Annotated in this window: 20 protein-coding genes; 8 read left to right on the top strand and 12 right to left on the bottom strand. The window is 67.8% G+C overall.

From position 1 onward, the window contains the following. Positions 1-49: 49 nt before the first annotated feature. Genes fumC through OF829_RS01650 form a run of 3 tightly spaced genes read left to right on the top strand, consistent with a single transcriptional unit; the run spans position 50 to position 2,729 of the window. Positions 50-1,438, top strand: coding sequence for a class II fumarate hydratase (fumC, locus tag OF829_RS01660; protein ID WP_264938210.1), 1,389 nt, complete (start codon positions 50-52; stop codon positions 1,436-1,438). A gap of 51 nt (positions 1,439-1,489) precedes the next feature. Then, on the top strand, positions 1,490-2,140 hold the full coding sequence (gene gmk, locus OF829_RS01655; protein WP_264938209.1) for a guanylate kinase: 651 nt from the start codon (positions 1,490-1,492) through the stop codon (positions 2,138-2,140). Between the two features lie 22 nt (positions 2,141-2,162). Next, the gene (locus tag OF829_RS01650) at positions 2,163-2,729 is read left to right on the top strand and encodes a hypothetical protein (protein ID WP_264938208.1); all 567 of its coding nucleotides are present in this window, start codon (positions 2,163-2,165) and stop codon (positions 2,727-2,729) included. Here OF829_RS01650 and OF829_RS01645 read toward each other — a convergent pair. The 8 genes from OF829_RS01645 to OF829_RS01610 all read right to left on the bottom strand — a co-directional run bounded on the left by OF829_RS01645 (position 2,726) and on the right by OF829_RS01610 (position 7,725). Beyond that, positions 2,726-3,415 (bottom strand): ATP12 family chaperone protein, encoded by a 690-nt coding sequence (locus OF829_RS01645; RefSeq protein WP_264938207.1) that lies wholly within the window; start codon positions 3,413-3,415, stop codon positions 2,726-2,728. The two genes, OF829_RS01650 and OF829_RS01645, sit on opposite strands and share 4 nt — an antisense overlap. Further along, complete coding sequence (locus OF829_RS01640; protein ID WP_264938206.1) at positions 3,412-3,633, bottom strand: hypothetical protein; 222 nt, start codon at positions 3,631-3,633, stop codon at positions 3,412-3,414. The genes OF829_RS01645 and OF829_RS01640 overlap by 4 nt, the downstream gene beginning before the upstream one ends. An 18-nt stretch (positions 3,634-3,651) precedes the next feature. Then, on the bottom strand, positions 3,652-4,254 hold the full coding sequence (locus OF829_RS01635; protein ID WP_264938205.1) for an FMN-binding negative transcriptional regulator: 603 nt from the start codon (positions 4,252-4,254) through the stop codon (positions 3,652-3,654). A 28-nt stretch (positions 4,255-4,282) separates the two neighbouring features. Continuing rightward, positions 4,283-4,792: a hypothetical protein gene (locus OF829_RS01630; RefSeq protein ID WP_264938204.1), complete on the bottom strand. Its 510-nt coding sequence runs from the start codon at positions 4,790-4,792 to the stop codon at positions 4,283-4,285. 59 nt (positions 4,793-4,851) lie between these two features. Further along, positions 4,852-5,367, bottom strand: coding sequence for a hypothetical protein (locus OF829_RS01625; RefSeq protein ID WP_264938203.1), 516 nt, complete (start codon positions 5,365-5,367; stop codon positions 4,852-4,854). Between the two features lie 99 nt (positions 5,368-5,466). Then, entirely contained in the window at positions 5,467-6,564 is a 1,098-nt protein-coding gene (locus OF829_RS01620; RefSeq protein ID WP_264938202.1) for an RluA family pseudouridine synthase, read from the bottom strand. Next, a complete protein-coding gene (crcB, locus tag OF829_RS01615; protein WP_264938201.1) occupies positions 6,561-6,935 on the bottom strand; it encodes a fluoride efflux transporter CrcB in 375 nt (124 codons plus the stop codon). The genes OF829_RS01620 and crcB overlap by 4 nt, the downstream gene beginning before the upstream one ends. A 58-nt stretch (positions 6,936-6,993) precedes the next feature. Then, positions 6,994-7,725, bottom strand: coding sequence for a hypothetical protein (locus tag OF829_RS01610; protein ID WP_264938200.1), 732 nt, complete (start codon positions 7,723-7,725; stop codon positions 6,994-6,996). Between the two features lie 155 nt (positions 7,726-7,880). On the opposite strand from OF829_RS01610, the gene OF829_RS01605 reads away from it, so the two are divergent. Both OF829_RS01605 and OF829_RS01600 read left to right on the top strand, forming a co-directional pair. Next, on the top strand, positions 7,881-8,492 hold the full coding sequence (locus tag OF829_RS01605; RefSeq protein WP_264938199.1) for an SOUL family heme-binding protein: 612 nt from the start codon (positions 7,881-7,883) through the stop codon (positions 8,490-8,492). 45 nt (positions 8,493-8,537) lie between these two features. Next, positions 8,538-8,759 carry a hypothetical protein gene (locus tag OF829_RS01600; protein WP_264938198.1) on the top strand — a complete coding sequence of 74 codons (222 nt, stop codon included), beginning with the start codon at positions 8,538-8,540 and terminating at the stop codon, positions 8,757-8,759. 73 nt (positions 8,760-8,832) lie between these two features. On the opposite strand, the gene OF829_RS01595 is transcribed toward OF829_RS01600, so the two are convergent. Together OF829_RS01595 and OF829_RS01590 are read right to left on the bottom strand one after the other, a co-directional pair. Beyond that, complete coding sequence (locus OF829_RS01595; protein ID WP_264938197.1) at positions 8,833-9,402, bottom strand: glycine zipper 2TM domain-containing protein; 570 nt, start codon at positions 9,400-9,402, stop codon at positions 8,833-8,835. Positions 9,403-9,501: 99 nt separating this feature from the next. Continuing rightward, positions 9,502-10,326 (bottom strand): class I mannose-6-phosphate isomerase, encoded by an 825-nt coding sequence (locus OF829_RS01590; RefSeq protein ID WP_264938196.1) that lies wholly within the window; start codon positions 10,324-10,326, stop codon positions 9,502-9,504. A gap of 273 nt (positions 10,327-10,599) precedes the next feature. Between OF829_RS01590 and OF829_RS01585 the strand changes: the two genes are divergently transcribed. Continuing rightward, a complete protein-coding gene (locus OF829_RS01585) occupies positions 10,600-11,400 on the top strand; it encodes an outer membrane protein assembly factor BamD (protein WP_264938195.1) in 801 nt (266 codons plus the stop codon). Positions 11,401-11,403: 3 nt separating this feature from the next. Here the strand turns inward: OF829_RS01585 and OF829_RS01580 are convergent, their stop codons facing one another. After that, the gene (locus OF829_RS01580; RefSeq protein ID WP_264938194.1) at positions 11,404-12,021 is read right to left on the bottom strand and encodes a hypothetical protein; all 618 of its coding nucleotides are present in this window, start codon (positions 12,019-12,021) and stop codon (positions 11,404-11,406) included. A gap of 103 nt (positions 12,022-12,124) precedes the next feature. On the opposite strand from OF829_RS01580, the gene recN reads away from it, so the two are divergent. Next, positions 12,125-13,780, top strand: a complete 1,656-nt coding sequence (recN, locus tag OF829_RS01575; protein WP_264938193.1) for a DNA repair protein RecN — start codon at positions 12,125-12,127, stop codon at positions 13,778-13,780. 255 nt (positions 13,781-14,035) lie between these two features. Beyond that, positions 14,036-14,449: a hypothetical protein gene (locus OF829_RS01570; protein WP_264938192.1), complete on the top strand. Its 414-nt coding sequence runs from the start codon at positions 14,036-14,038 to the stop codon at positions 14,447-14,449. A gap of 262 nt (positions 14,450-14,711) precedes the next feature. Here the strand turns inward: OF829_RS01570 and OF829_RS01565 are convergent, their stop codons facing one another. Next, on the bottom strand, positions 14,712-15,701 hold the full coding sequence (locus OF829_RS01565; protein ID WP_264938191.1) for a cell wall hydrolase: 990 nt from the start codon (positions 15,699-15,701) through the stop codon (positions 14,712-14,714). Positions 15,702-15,713 lie beyond the last annotated feature (12 nt).

Raw genomic sequence — 15,713 nt, 5'->3', positions numbered from 1 at the left:
TCCGCGCTCCTCCCGCGCCCATTGGCAGCGCGCGCTTGAGGAGATTCCCGTGACGAACACCCGCACCGAAACCGATTCGATCGGCGCGATCGAAGTGCCTGCCGACTGCTATTGGGGCGCGCAGACGCAGCGCTCGATCGAGAATTTCCCGTTCGGCGAGATGGAGCGGATGCCGCTCGGCATCGTCCATGCCCAGGCGATCGTGAAGCAGGCTGCGGCGCGGGTGAACGTCAAGCACGGGCTCGATCCGAAGATCGCCGCGGTGATCGAGCAGGTCACGACCGAGATCGCGCAAGGGAAACTCGACGACCAGTTCCCGCTGGTGATCTGGCAGACCGGCAGCGGCACCCAGACCAACATGAACGTCAACGAGGTGATCGCCGGCCGCGCTAATGAGGTGCTCGCGGGCAAGAAGGGCGGCAAATCGCCGGTCCACCCCAACGATCACGTCAATATGAGCCAGTCGTCGAACGACAGCTTCCCGACAGCGCTCCATATCGCCGCGGTGCGCGCGACCGAGGCGGCATTGCTTCCGGCGCTCGCGCAATTGACCGCGTCGCTGACCGCCAAGGCCGAGGCCTGGGACCACATCATCAAGATCGGCCGCACCCATACCCAGGACGCGACGCCGCTGACGCTAGGCCAGGAATTCTCGGGCTACGCGGCGCAGCTGGCCAGCTGCCGCGAACGGATCAGGGATGCGTCGGACGGCCTGCGGCAGCTCGCCATCGGCGGCACGGCGGTCGGCACTGGCCTGAACGCACCCGAGGGCTGGGCACGTGACATGGTGCTCGCCATCTCGAACATCGCGCAGTCAGACTTCAGCGCCGCGCCCAACAAGTTCGAGCAGTTGGCGGCCAAGGACGATCTGGTGTTTTTCTCGGGCGCGCTCAACACGCTGGCGGTCGCGCTCAACAAGATCGCCAACGACATCCGTTTCCTCGGATCGGGCCCGCGCTCGGGGCTTGGCGAGCTGTCGCTCCCCGCAAACGAGCCGGGCAGCTCGATCATGCCGGGCAAGGTCAATCCCACCCAGTGCGAATCGCTGACGATGGTGGCGGCGCAGGTGATCGGCAACAATCAGGCCGTCACCGTCGGCGGGATGCAGGGGCATTTCGAGCTCAACGTGTTCATGCCGCTGATCGGCGCGAACGTTCTGCGCTCGATCGATCTGTTGTCGGTCGGCATGGTCAGCTTCGCCGAGCGTTGCGTCGATGGGATCGAAGCGAACGAGGCGCAGATCAAGGCCCTGGTCGACCGCTCGCTGATGCTGGTGACGGCGCTGGCCCCCGCGATCGGCTATGACAACGCCGCCAAGATCGCGAAGAACGCCCATGAAAAAGGGCTGACGCTCAAGGAGAGCGGCCTCGCGCTCGGGCTGGTCGATGAAGCGACCTTTGATCAATATGTCCGGCCCGAGACGATGGTGGGCCGTTAGGCCGCACCGCTAGCCGCTTGACGCGAGGGGGCAGGCCACGCCATTGGGCCTATGCCCAATCGCCTCCTGGAAGACCCGCACGGATTCAAGCCACGGGGCGTATTGTTCGTGCTGTCCTCGCCCTCGGGTGCCGGCAAGTCCACCATCGCCAAACGGCTGCTCCGCGAAGAGCCCGATCTCGGCGTCTCGGTTTCGGCGACCACGCGCCCGATGCGGCCCGGCGAGGAGGATGGCCGGGACTATCGCTTCGTCGATCTCGAGACCTTCCGCCGCATGCGCGAGGCGGGCGAGTTTCTCGAATGGGCGCATGTCTTCAACCATCGCTACGGTACGCCCAAGGCGCCGGTCGACGAGATGCTCGCCGCGGGCCAGGACGTGTTGTTCGATATCGACTGGCAGGGCGCGCAGCAGCTCTATCAGCTCCGCGGCGGCGATGTCGTCCGCGTCTTCATCCTTCCGCCCTCGATGGAGGAGTTGCGCCGCCGCCTCACCGGCCGCAACACCGATACGCTCGAGGTCATCAATGCCCGCATGGATCGTGCCGAGCGCGAGGTCAGCCATTGGGACGGTTACGACTATGTCATCGTCAACGACGATGCCGAGAGTTGTTTCGAGAAGGTCCACACCATCCTCAAGGCCGAGCGGCTCAAGCGGTCGCGCCAGACGGGGTTGATCGGGTTCATCCGCGGGTTGAACAAATAGGGGCGGCATAGGGGGAGCGGCGATGCGGCGACTGATGCTCGGCAGCCTGGCGGCAGGGGTCGCGATGTGGCTCGTCGGGTTCATCTTCTGGAGCCCCTTGCTCAGCTGGATCCCGCTCGCGGCCATCCCCGACGACAAGGCCCAGCTCGTCCAGCAGGCGCTTGGGGCCAATCTCGGTCCCTTGGGCACCGGCACCTATATCATCCCCTCCGCGACGACCACCGCGGGCACGGTGCTCCAGGCCAACGGGCCGGTGGCGATCGTCCATTTCACCAATCGCGGCTTCCCGGCGCTCGACAGCGCGTCGCTGATCTGGGGCATGGTGCTCGCGATGGGCTGCGCGTTCGCGGGGGCGCTGGCGATGCGGATAGTCGCGGGCGGGCTCGGTTTCGCCGAGCGGATCCGGCTGGTGGCTTTCTTCGCGGTGGCTGTAGCGGGCTATTCGGACCTCAGCCAGCCCATCTTCAACCACGCGCCCTGGGGCTTCTTCCTCTATCTCTTCGTCAGCCATGTGCTGACCTGGGTCGCGGCCGGCGCGGTCCTCGCGCGGTTCATGGACTATCCCGAGGGACCGCCCGAGTACGACTAGAGCAGCGAGAGGAACCGCGCGCCCGCGTCGAAATCGGCCTTTCGGGTCGCGCGCGCATGAATCGCGATATCGTCATCGCCCCATTGCTCGGCCTGCCAATCCTCGTCGGTCTCGACCGCAGCCCAGACCGCGTCGCGCCCGGCATGGCCCTCGAGCAACGCCAGCGCGGCGATCAACGATCCGCCGATCGTCACCACCGGCGAAAGGCCCGCAAGCTGGAACGCGTCGAGCACCGCAACCGCTTCCGCCAGCTTGGCGACGGTGGCGGGGGGTTGGGGATGGTGCATCACGCCGGTAGCGGTCTCGAAATGCACATCGTAGCGCCACCGCGCCCAGTCGAGCAGCGGGTCCCACGCCGCCGCCTGGCGCGCGGCCAGCTCGGCGGGGCCCTCGGCGCGGTAATAGAGAAGGTCGGTCTCGCCATAGGCGGCGAGGCTCGCCGCGAACTGGGCCCGCGCCGGACCGATCCGGTCGATCGCGGCGTTGGCGAGGCCGGTGAGCGGCATCGCACGCGGATCGATCGTCTCCTCGACCGCGCGCCATTCGAACGCGACTGCCTCGGCCAGGTCCGGATCGGGGAGCAGCAGCGCGGTGCGCCCCGGCGTCTTCACCGGGCGCCCGTCGAGCTTCAGCGCAAAGCCCCCCTCCTCGCGCTCGACAGTAACCTCTTTCCAAAAGCGCTTCATGCCTCGGGCGGGGTGCGCCATTTGCGCGCCATCGCACGCGGGACGATCGCCATCACCCACAGCGCGGAGACGATGATCGCGCCGCCCAGCAGCGTGCCGTACCAGTTGTTCGCGCGGCCCGCGATCACCAGCCCGAAGATCGCACCGGCGGTGGCGATCAGATGGACTCCGGTCATATAGTAATAGCGGCGGCGGGCGAGGGCGTCTTCGGGGCTCATGGCGTGTCTCCTGTTCCCCTATTTAATGTTTCGCATCCAATGCGCCACTGCCCTGCGCCCTTGTGTGTCGAGATGGTGCGCGGCGCTCTCGCGCGCGGCGTCGGGCTTGTTCTGCCCGAGCTTGAGCGTTCCCCGCCACGCCTGCACCTCGAGCCGAAACCCGATGATCGCATCGAGCATCTTCTCGATCCTGGCGGGATCGCTCTTGGCCCGCGTCCATTCGGGCTTGGGGGCGAGCCGCGCCTCGTTGACCTGGCTGAGCGCATCGATCTGCGCGGTCAGCGCGTCGCGGTCCATCCGCACCGCGCGGCCCTCCAGCTCGACGCTGACATAGTTCCAGGTCGGAACCTCGTCGGGCCCCAGCCCATACCAGTCGGGGCTGACATAGGCGTCGGGGCCCAGCACCGTGAACAGCGCGCCCGCCCCGTCCAGATGCCGGGCAAGCCCATTGCCGCGCGCCAGGTGGAAGCCGAGCGTCTCGCCGTCGAGCCACACCACCGGCACATGCGCCACGCGCGGCCCATCGGGCGTCGCCGCGAACAGCGCGCCGAACCCCGCCTGCGCGACGAAATCCCGCATCGCGTCACGGTCTTCCCAGCGGAACAGCCGGTTGGGGTGCATCAGCGACGCACCCCCGTCACCTTGCGGCTTACTTGCCCGCGACGCACTTGCGCAGCGCCGCGGCGACGTCCGCAGCCGGATCGGTCTTGAAGCTCACCAGCGCCTTGTCGCCCTGGAGCAGCCCGGCGATTTCCGACTTGCCGAAGCTGGTCAGCAGAGCATCGCCGGTGGAGGTGATGAACACGCCCTTGGTGCCGTTCTCCAACACCGCGCCCATGACCGGCAGGCCGAGCCAGGCGGTATCCAGATCCTCGCCCTTCACAAAGGCGAGCTTGGCATCGAACGGCTGGAGATCGGTGACCGCGCTGAACACATTGCTGTCGAGGATCATCATCGAGGTGCGCGCATTCTTGGCATAGAGCGCGATCGAGACGACCGTGCCCTTCTCGAAATCGGTGATCGCGCGGCAATTGTCGGCGTTCGAGTAGATGGTCCAGTTGCCCACCTCGATCTTGTTCGATTGCTGCGACTGGGCATGGGCGGTGCCGGCGGCGAGGAACAGGGCCGCGGCGGCGGCGATCTTGCGAACCATCATCATCAGTCGATTTCCCTAAGTGGAGGAGGTTGAGTCGAGGCCGGGCGCCAGGCGCAATCGGTTCAGAGCGAGGAGACGCATTTGCGCAGCGTCCCGATCACGTCCTGGCCCTGCTTCATCTTCAGGCTGATCACGACATCGCTGCCGCTGACGACCGCGAAGAATTCGGAGTCGGAGAAGGTCTTGAGCATCCCGTCGGCGGGCCCACGGATGATGATGCCGTGCGCACCGTTCTCCAGCACCGCGCCGTTGATCGGCAGACTCGCCCAATCGGTGGTGATCTGCTTGTCGGTGCTGTTGTTCACGAACATCAGCTGCCCGTCATAGCGCTTGCCGTCGGTCACCGCGGCGAAGGCGGTATTGTCGAGGATCATCAGGACCAGCTTGTCGCCATCCTTGTAATAGCCGAGCCAGGCGGTGGCATTGCCCTCGAAGGTCGAGATGGCCGAGCAATTGTCCTGCTTCTTGAAGATCGTCCAGTCGCCGACGCGGGTGCCGTCATCGCCCTGGGCAAAGGCCGCGGTGCTGCTCGCGAAGAGCATCAGCACGGCAACGAAAACGATACGGACAAGGGTCATGTCGAAGCTTCCCCCGGGGATCGGCTGCGAGCCTATGCGAGGATGATGCCACGGATCAACCGGCTAACGCACCGGACTGTCCCGATTAAGTTCTCCGGATCATTTCCGCCCGCGGCTCCGGCGCTCGCCGCGGCGCTCCTTGCGGACGGTCTTGGCATGCGCCTTGGCGCGCTGCTTGAGCAGGGCCTTGGTCGGCGGCGGGGGTTCGTCCATCGGCAATTGCTCGCCCAGCGACAGATCGAAGCCGAGCGTCGCCATGCTCTCCGCGAAATGGTGCGGCAGCTCGGCGGTCGCGTCGAGCTTGCCGCCATCGGGATGATCGATGCGGATGCGGCGCGCATGGAGATGCATCTTGCGGCTGATCCCGCCGGTCAGGAACGCGTCCTGCAGCCCGTATTTGCCGTCGCCGACGATCGGATGGCCGATCGCCGCCATATGGACACGCAGCTGGTGGGTACGCCCGGTATGCGGCTGAAGCTCGACCCAGGCGGTGCGCGCGCCCGCCTGTTCGATCACACGGTAGCGGGTGCGCGCGGCCTGACCCTCCTCCATGTCGACATGCATCTTCTCGCCGCCGGTGCCCGGCTGCTTGGCGATCGGCAGGTCGATGAACCCGTCCTCGACCTCGGGCACGCCGACCACCAGCGCCCAATAGAGCTTGCGCGCGGTGCGCCCCGAAAAGCTCTTGGCGAAATAGGCCGCGGCGCGGCTGGTGCGCGCGAGCAGCAGCGCGCCCGACGTATCCTTGTCGAGCCGGTGAACCAGCTTGGGCCGCCCCTCTAGCTCGTACTGGAGCGCGTCGAGCAGCCCGTCGACATGCTCGTGGGTCTTGGTGCCGCCTTGGGTGGCGAGGCCGGGAGGCTTGTTGATCACGATCGCGCTGGCGTCCTTGTGGATCACCAGCTCGCGCGCGAACGCGATCTGGTCCTCGCTCAGCGTCGGGCGATTGAGTTTGGGCCGCGCCGTCGCTGCCTTGGGCGCTTCGGCCGGCGGCACGCGCAGCACCTGGCCGACCGTCAGCCGGTCGCCGGGCGTCGCCCGCGCGCCATCGACGCGCAGTTGCCCAGTGCGCGCCCAGCGCGAGACGAGGTTGAAGCTCGTATCGGGCATGTGCCGCTTGAACCAGCGGTCGACCCGGATGCCATCGTCATCCTCGCCGACGGTGAACTGGCGGACTTCGGTGGTTGCCTCGCTCATGCGATCGCTCGCGTCATCTGGAGGCCGACTGCAAGCGCTGCGATCGATCCGATCACCGAGACGAGGATATAGCCCAGCGCCGGCGCCCAATCGCCGCGCTCGATCATCGCCATCGCATCGAGCGAAAAGGCCGAGAAGGTGGTGAAACCGCCAAGCACGCCGACGCCCAGCAGCAGCCGCCACTGCTCACCCCCGCCGAGCCGTGACACCGTGCCCGCGAGCACCCCCATCAGCAGCCCGCCGATCAGGTTCACCGTCAGCGTCCCCCAGGGGTAGTTCGGCCCGAGCAACGCCAACGTCGCGCGGCCGGTCAGATGCCGCGCACCCGCGCCGACTGCGCCGCCGAGCATGACGAGGAGAAGGTTGAACATCGGGCGCGGTTAGCGCGGAATGGCTCGGAAAGGAAATCCTCCCCGTTCCCGGAAGGAGTTAGACCCCGTTATTCGCCACCAGATCGATATCCGTCCCGCCATCGGGCCGCGATGTCAGGTAGATGACGTACGCCCCGCCATCGCGGTCGCGCGTGCCGCCCAGGATATGCTGCTCGCCATCGATCTGATGCTCGGCGGTATACCCCGCGCGCACCGCCTTGGTGTAATACCAGTCGACCATCACGTTCAGCGGCTGGGCCGCCGAGAAGCTCACCACGCGCAGCTGGCACTTGCCGCCATCGGTGCCCGCCGCCTCGGTCACCCGCGCCTGCGGATAGAGGGGCAGGTCGGCGGGCAGCCGCTGCGCCCAGCCTGCGCCATATTGGACATTGGCGGCGCAGCCTGAGGTGCGGCCGTCCTTCTGGCGCGCGGCGAGCCCGCCCAGCGTATTCGATTCGCGCCCGGCCTCGCACTGGGTGCAATTCTTGTCCGCGGTGGTGGGGGCGGGGGCGTGCATCAGGTCGCCATTGTTCACCGCGTCGGTATTCGCCGCGACGCCGTCGGTCGGGACCCCGCCCGAATAGGGTTGGCCCGGCGGGCGCACCGAATCGCCGTTCGCCTGCTGGCTGAGCGCCGGATCGACCATGATCTGGTCCTGCAGCGCGCTGGCGAGTGCCGGATCGACGCCATTGGCGCCATTCGACGCGTCCTCGTCATTGCCCGCGCTGCTGCACGCTGCGAGCGCGAGCGGCGCGAAAACCAGCAGATAGAAGCCGAGACGGCGGATCATTCGGGCGCTCCGATGTGAGCCTCCGTCATCGCCGAATTGGGTTAAGGAAGCGTTGGGGAAGACGGTAAACGGCAAATATCCCGTTAACCATAAGGAACCCTGGCGCCCTTCGGCGCGTTGCCACCCGATCGTCATCGATCCGTCATCAAGCGGACATGCAGGAGGGGGCCTTCATGCAATTGAACCCGAAACTCGTCGGCGCCGGCGTCGCCGCCGCGATCGCGGCAGGCCTGGGCTATGCGCTCCTTGCCGCACAGGATGACGAGACCGAGTTCAAGACGCTCGAGCGCGAGGGCGCGTTCAGCGTGCGCGATTATCCGCGGTTGCTGGTCGCCGAGACGGTGTCGCTGGGCATGCGCGAATCGGCGCTGTCGCGGGGCTTCCTCGCGCTCGCGGACTATATCTGCGGGAAGGATCGCGATGGCGCCCGCATCCCGATGACGGTGCCGGTGCTGTTCGATGGCGACGATGACGGGCGCGGCTGGCGCACCCGCTTCGTGATGCCCGCGCGCTACACCGTCGAGACGCTTCCGGCACCGGGCGAGGAGGTGGCGATCCGCAGCCTCCCCGCGCGCCGGATCGCCGCGGTGCGCTTCGCGGGCGAGGCGAGTGACGCGGTCCTCGATGCGCATGAGGATGCGCTCCGCGGCTGGATGCGCGGCCATCGCCTCCGCGCGGCGGGGCCGGTGGAGCATGCCTTCTACAATCCACCCTTCACGCCGGGGCTGCTGCGGCGGAACGAGGTGCTGATTCCGCTTGCTGCGTAGCTGTATTATCTTGCCAACACACTCGTTCGTCCCCATAATAGGGCCATGCTGAACATCCTCTCCATTCTCGTGGGCCTCGTCGCCGGTCTCCTGGCTTTTATCGGGATCATCCCGATCATCTCGCTGGTGAACTGGATCGCCTTCCCGATCGCATTGGTCGGCCTGGCGCTGGGCGTGATGTCCGATCGCACGAGCGGGCGAAACCTCAACCTGGTCGTCCTCGCGATCAGCGGCCTGCGGCTGTTCCTGACCGGCGGGATCTTCTGATCGCCTGACGAAAAGGGCCCGGCGGTTTCCCGCCGGGCCCTCTCTGCCTGCGTGGCAAGTCGGCTATCAGCCGTTAGCGGCAGCGAACCTGGCCGCGATCGACCGAAGCGCCGATCGTCGCGCCGACTGCCGCGCCGAGCAGCGTGCCGATGGTCGCGTTGCGGCCGTCCGAGATCGCGTTGCCGAACAGCCCGCCGGCAACCGCGCCGACCACCAGACCGGTGGTGCCGTCGCTGCGGCGGCAATAATAGCGCCCGTCGCGGCCACGATAGATCCGGTCGTCCCGGGTCAGGCGGCGCTCCCGATAATAGCGCCCGTCGCGATAATAATCGTCGGCCCAATAGGCGCTCTCGCCCGGGGGCAGGCGGTTATAGTCATAGTAGCGATAGCGGCGCCAATCGCCCCGCCAGCGGCGCTCGCGGCGATCCTGGCGATAGTCGCGCTGGGCGTCGCGGACGTCGTGCTCATAGGCGCGGCGCGCCTCGTAGATGTCGCGCGGGCTGTCCGCGTTGCGGACGCGGCGGTTATAGTCGCGCTGGGCATCGCGAACCTCGTCGCGATATTCCTGGGTGGGGGTCTGCGCCATGGCCGGGATGGCCGGCAGCGCAACCGCGGCAATGGCCGCGGCGATCATGATACGCATTGTACAGCTCCTGTTTTTGCAGGTGCGCCAATAACGTATCGAAGCGGGACAGGGTTGCGTGAACCGAAAACTACCCCCGGTTCATGTGGCGTTCAGGCATCAGATCCGCGCCGCTCCCGGATAGGCGAACAGCAGGTCGCTGCCCGCCTCTGCCTCGATCTCGGCGACGCCTTCCAGCGTCAGGCAATCGCCCGCGCGCCAGGCGATCCCGTCGGCCACGCCCTCGCCCGAAATGGGCACCAGCCAGCCGGTGACGCCCGCCGGCAATTCGATCCGGCGATGCCCGCCGGGCCAGCGCTCGAGCACGAATTTCGGCCCCTCGACCAGGATCACCCGGTCGTCCGCGACGCGGCCCGGCATCGGATGCGGCACGAAGGGAACGGGATCGGAAACCGCGATCCCTTCCTCCAGATGCAGCTCGCGCGGGCGGCCATAGTCATAGAGGCGATAGGTGGTCTCGCTGTTCTGCTGCACCTCGATCAGCGTGATCCCCGCGCCGATCGCGTGGATCGTCCCCGATCCCGAATAGAAGAAATCGCCTGCTTTCACCGGCTTCCAGTCGAGCAGCTCCTCGATCGACCCGTCGAGCGCCGCGGCCTCGAGCGTGTCGCGATCGACCGGCGCTTTGGTGCCCAGCGCGATCGTCGAATCGGGCTCGGCGTCGAGGATTACCCAGCATTCGTCCTTGCCGCGCGGCAGCCCCGCGGCGTGCGCCTGCTCGTCATTGGGATGGACCTGGACCGACAGCTTCTCGCTGGTGAAGAGATATTTGACCAGCAGGTCGGGCGCAGCGTCGCCCGGCGTCTGGAACCAGATCTCCCCCACCGGCTCGCCATCGGGAGCGGGGTCGGCGAATCCGGGGTAGAGCCGGTGCCGGCCCCAGGGCTTTTCGACTCGGTGGGTGGCTAGCAGTGTCGCGGTCATCGGATCCCTCTCAGGCTGCGTTAGCGCAACGCCGGATGCTTCGCCACGATCCCTGACTTTCTCAATCCTCCCCCGCCAGGGGGAGGTGGCAGGCGCAGCCTGACGGAGGGGGAGGACGGCGGCCACGCCTGTTTCGTGTCCGCCCCCTCCGTCGCCTTCGGCGCCACCTCCCCCTGGCGGGGGAGGATCAAGAAGAAACCCGTGCCGTCCCTGACACAAAGCCGCCGCGAAAAGGATTGTTTGCGGCCCCACGTCCGGTCTATGCCGCGCACCATGCGTATTTCTGCCCGGCCGCTCGCCCTCGCTCTGATCGCCCTTGTGGCCCTTCCCCTCGCCGGTTGCGCCGGCAAGAAGGCCAAGGGCGACCTGCCTTATGTCGCCCGCGACGTCGGCACGCTGTACAGCGCGGCGAAGGAGCGGCTCGACAAGCGCCAGTACAAGCTCGCCGCGGCTTTGTTCGACGAGGTCGAGCGCCAGCATCCCTATTCGGTCTGGGCGCGCCGCGCGCAGCTGATGGGCGCGTTCAGCTATTATCTCGCCAAGGATTATCCCAAGGCGATCGAATCGGCACAGCGCTTCCTCGCGGTCCATCCGGGCAACCGCGACGCGCCCTATGCCTATTATCTGATCGGGATCAGCTATTACGAGCAGATCAGCGACGTCACCCGCGACCAGAAGATCACCCAGCAGGCGCTCGATGCCCTTGGGGAGCTCACGCGGCGCTACCCCAATTCGCGCTACGCCGCCGATGCGCGGCTCAAGATCGATCTGGTCCGCGATCACCTCGCGGGCAAGGAGATGGAGGTCGGCCGCTTCTATCAGAAGCGCGGCCAGTGGCTCGCCGCCTCGATCCGCTTCCGCAACGTGGTCGAGAATTACCAGACCACCACGCATGTGCCCGAGGCGCTGATGCGGCTGACCGAAAGCTATCTGGCGCTCGGCGTGCCGCAAGAGGCGCAGAAGTCGGCGGCGGTGCTCGGCGTCAACTATCCCGGCACCGATTGGTATGCCCGCGCCTACAAGCTGATGCAGGAAAACCAGGACAAGCTGCACCCGGCTCCCGCCGCCAAATAAGCCTCAATTGTCTCGGTTCTCGAACGGGCAGCTGCCGCTCTTGTCGCGCGCGACCGCGGCGGCGAGCGCCTGATCGCGAACCTCGCGCTGATATTGCGGATCGACGGGGAAGGTGACGGTCGCCTCGACATTGGTGACGATGCCCAGCGCGTCGCGGCGATAGCGGATCGTCACCGGCCCGCCTGCCATCGCGCGGTCATGGATCGCGCGGGCGCGCGCCGACGCCTTCAGCCCGTTATCGACCAGATACAGCGTGTCGGCCTTGTCGGTGAGCGCCGTGCCCCCGTCCAGCCGCACCATGATCTCCTCGTCGTCGGGCCGCGGGAGCACGACCTTGCCGGTCTCGCCGTCGCGCGTCTCGGCGGTCAGCGCGGTGGTGATCACCGCGTCGGTCTTCAGGTCGTGATGGACCTGAAGCGAATAATGGATGCGGTAATTGCCGGGATTCCCGTCGCCCGGCATGAAGGGCGTGGCGAGCCGGTATTCGATGTAGAAGCCGCGATCGAGATCGACGAACAGATGGTTGCTGCCGATCCGCGTCACCCCCCAGCAGCGCTGCGCCGCCGCGGGCGTGGCGGCCAGAATGGCGATGGCGGCGGCGGCGATCGTCACTGGCTTCATGTTGCGCACTCCCCCGGAATTCCGGCCAGCATGCGCGGAGCGCTGCCCCGGCGCAACACGCCCGCTTCCGTTGCCGCTTCGTTCCTGTATTAGAGGCCGTGGCATGCTGACCGCATTATCCATCCGCGACGTGGTGCTGATCGAGGCGCTCGACCTCGAATTCGGCCCCGGGCTGGGCGTGCTCACCGGAGAGACCGGCGCGGGCAAATCAATCCTGCTCGATTCGCTGGGGCTGGCGCTGGGCGTGCGTGCCGATAGCGGACTGGTGCGCCAGGGCGCGGCGCAGGCGAGCGTCGCCGCGAGCTTCGATCCGCCGCCGGGCGCGGCCGCGGTGATGGCCGAGAACGGGCTCGAGCTCGAACCGGGCGAGCCGCTGATCATCCGCCGCATCGTCAAGTCGGACGGCGGCAGCCGCGCGTTCGTCAACGATCAGCCGGCCTCTGCGGGATTGCTGCGCGAACTGGGCCAGCATCTGGTCGAGATCCACGGCCAGCATGACGATCGCGGATTGCTCAATCCCCGCGGGCATCGCGCGCTGCTCGACGCGTTCGGGCGGCTCGACGGCGCGGCGGTGGCGGTGGCGCATCGCAGCTGGCGCGCGGCGCAGGAGGCGCTGGAGGCCGCGCTCGCCGATCAGGCGCTGGCCGAGCGCGACCGCGACTGGCTCGACCATAGCGTCGCCGAATTGCGCGCGCTCGCGCCCGAGCCCGGCGAGGAAGAGGCGCTGGCCGAGCGCCGCGCGACGATGCAGCGCGGCGAGAAGGTCGCGGGTGACCTTCAGGCGATCGCCGATCTGCTCGACGGTTCCGAGGGCGGGCTGGCCAGGCTGCGCCAGGCCGCGCGCATCCTCGAACGCGTGTCCGACGCGCATCCGATGCTGGCCGAGGCGCTGGCGGCCATCGACCGCGCGATCAACGACGCCGCCGAGGCGCAGGACAATGTCGATCGCGCCGCCGACGCGCTGGCTTTCGATCCCGCCGCGCTGGAGGCCGACGAGGCCCGGCTGTTCGAGCTGCGCGGGATCGCCCGCAAGCACCGCGTCCAGCCCGACGACCTCGCCGCCTTGCTCGACGAACTCGCGACCCGGCTGGACAATGTCGAAAGCGGCGGGGCGGGGATCGCCCGTTTGGAGATGGCGGTCGCGGAAGCGCACCGCACCTATGCCGAAGCTGCCCGCGCGCTTTCCGCCGCGCGTACCGAGGCTGCGACCCGGCTCGATCTCGCGGTCGAGGGCGAACTCAAGCCCTTGAAGCTCGACGCCGCGCGCTTCCGCACCATGGTCGAGCCCCTCGACGAAGCGCAGTGGAGCGCCGCCGGCATGGACCGCGTCGAGTTCGAGGTCTCGACCAACCCCGGCGCCCCCTTCGCGCCGCTGACCCGGATCGCCTCGGGCGGCGAGCTGTCGCGCTTCATCCTCGCGCTCAAGGTAGCGCTGGCGGAGGAAGGCGGCGCGCGCACGCTCATCTTCGACGAGATCGACCGCGGCGTCGGCGGTGCGGTGGCGAGCGCGATCGGGGATCGCCTCGCCCGGCTCGCGGGCGGCGCGCAGCTGCTGGTGGTGACGCACAGCCCGCAGGTCGCGGCGCGCGGCGGTAGCCACCTGCTCATCGCCAAGAGCCATGACGGCATCGTCACCCGCACCGGCGTCACCCCGTTGGATGCGGACCAGCGCCGCGAGGAAATCGCAAGGATGCTCTCGGGCGCAACGATCACCGACGAAGCCCGCGCGCAGGCCGAACGGCTGCTCGAGCTTGCCTAAAGCCCTCTCCCTTCTGGGGAGAGGGTTGGGAGAGGGGCCTGAGCCGAAGTAAATCAAATTAGCTCGTCAAAGGCGTGAAACGAGCCTTCTCAGCGGCCCGAGGGAGACCGGCGTCAACGAAGCTGAACGAAGCTTTCGGCCCCGCGACACACTGCGACACAAAAGCCGGTTGGATGGCACAAGCGCGCGACACGGGCGTTCGATAACGCCCTTCGACCGCAACGGGACGGTCCAGTTTATCGAGGAGTGTTACCCATGAAGAAATTCACCATCCTGCTCGCCGGCGTTGCCGCCGCAGCGGCCGCCATGCCCGCGATCGCCACCGCCGCGCCGGCGCCGGACTATGGCTACAGCTACCAGGGCGGCGCGTGGCAGAACGTCAATGCGCGTCAGGCGCGGATCGAGGCGCGGATCAACCAGGGCATCCGCTCGGGCGCGCTCACTCGCCGCGAGGCGGTGCAGCTCCGTGCGCAGTTCCGCGCGATCGCCAATCTCGAGGCCCGTTATCGCGCCTCGCGTCCCGGCCTGACGCTGGGCGAGCGCCGCGATCTCGACCGCCGTTTTGACGCGCTGGAGCGGAGCATCCGCATCCAGAAGCACGACAACGACTATCGCGGCGACCGCGACGATCATCGCGGCCGCGACCATCGCGGCCACGACCGCTACTGAGCCGCCTGCCAGCGACGAAGAGCTCCGCCGAAAGGCGGGGCCCTTCTTTTTCCCTCTCCCCTTGTGGGAGAGGGAGGGAGGCGACGAAGTCGCCGGAAGGGTGAGTGGGAATCGGGCGAGGCGCGCGAGTCCCCCTCATCCTTTCCACTCGCTTCGCGAGCGGGCCCAGTGTCGGGTAAACAGCGCCCCGCGCTGTTTAGGCCATGCCGGGGGCATGGCCGGCCCGACACTCTTCTCCCACAAGGGGAGAAGGAGCTTGGTTTCAGCGTAGCGGCTTCCCGCTGTCGCGCCAGCGATCGACGATCTGCGATTCGTCACCCATCTTCGGGTTCGACGGCGCCGGCGCGGCCACCGCGCGCGGGGCTTGGGCGGTCGGCGTGCCGCTATCGGCATAGCGCGGCTGGATCAGCTCGCTCGGCGTCTGGGCCGGGCGCGGCATGGCGGCGGGCGCGGTCGCGGGCGTGGTCGCGGCCGGCTCGGCGCGCGCATGCGGGGCGGGGAGCGGCTCGTGCCCGCGATAGGCTTGGGAGAAGGCTGCGGCGGTGCCCCAATAGCCCTTCCAGCGGTGGAAGAAATGCGCCCCCCAGGTCCCGGTCATCACCAGGCTGCGGTTCCACGAAGGGGTGACGGCATAGGTGTGGTAGTGCGTCGCGAGGCCGACCGGCGCGAAGACATTGCCCGAGAGCGCGGCTTCGGCGACCTTCTCGGCCCGCGCCCAATATTGCCGCGAGGGCGCGCGCGCCATCGATCCGTCGCACGCAAAGCTGAACTGGCAGCCGCGCCGCTCGGATCCCTGATAGACCACGCCGCACACCGTGTTCGGAAAGGCGGGGTGGCGGACGCGGTTGAGGATCACCTGCGCCACCGCGCGCTGTCCCTCGTCGGGTTCGGTCGCGGCTTCGTAATAGATGGCGGTGGTCAGGCATTGCAGCGCGCGGGCGCGATCGACGCTCGAACCCGTTTCGAGAAAGGGCTTGGCCGGCTGGATCGACGAATCGCTGACGCCGTCGGCCGCGCCAGCCGGGATCGGCATGTCGGGCAGCTCGGCGGTGCCGGTCATGCCCGCCGCCATCGCCGCATTGTCGTCCACAGCGGTTTCATAGAGCGCGCCGGGGAAGTGATCGTCGGCCTCATAACCGCGCTTCTCGACCTTGACGGCCACCGCGCCGGTGCTGGGCGCGAGCGCCTGGGCGGAGAAGCCGGCGCCGATCAGCGATGCAATCGCCGCCGCCGCCAGCCCCCGTGCCTGCATCCGTGTGAAACG

This window comes from Sphingomonas caeni, from assembly GCF_026013415.1.
GTDB lineage: Bacteria > Pseudomonadota > Alphaproteobacteria > Sphingomonadales > Sphingomonadaceae > Sphingomonas > Sphingomonas caeni.
Note: the sequence above shows the minus strand (reverse complement) of the source record. Positions and strands in the feature narration are given on the sequence as shown.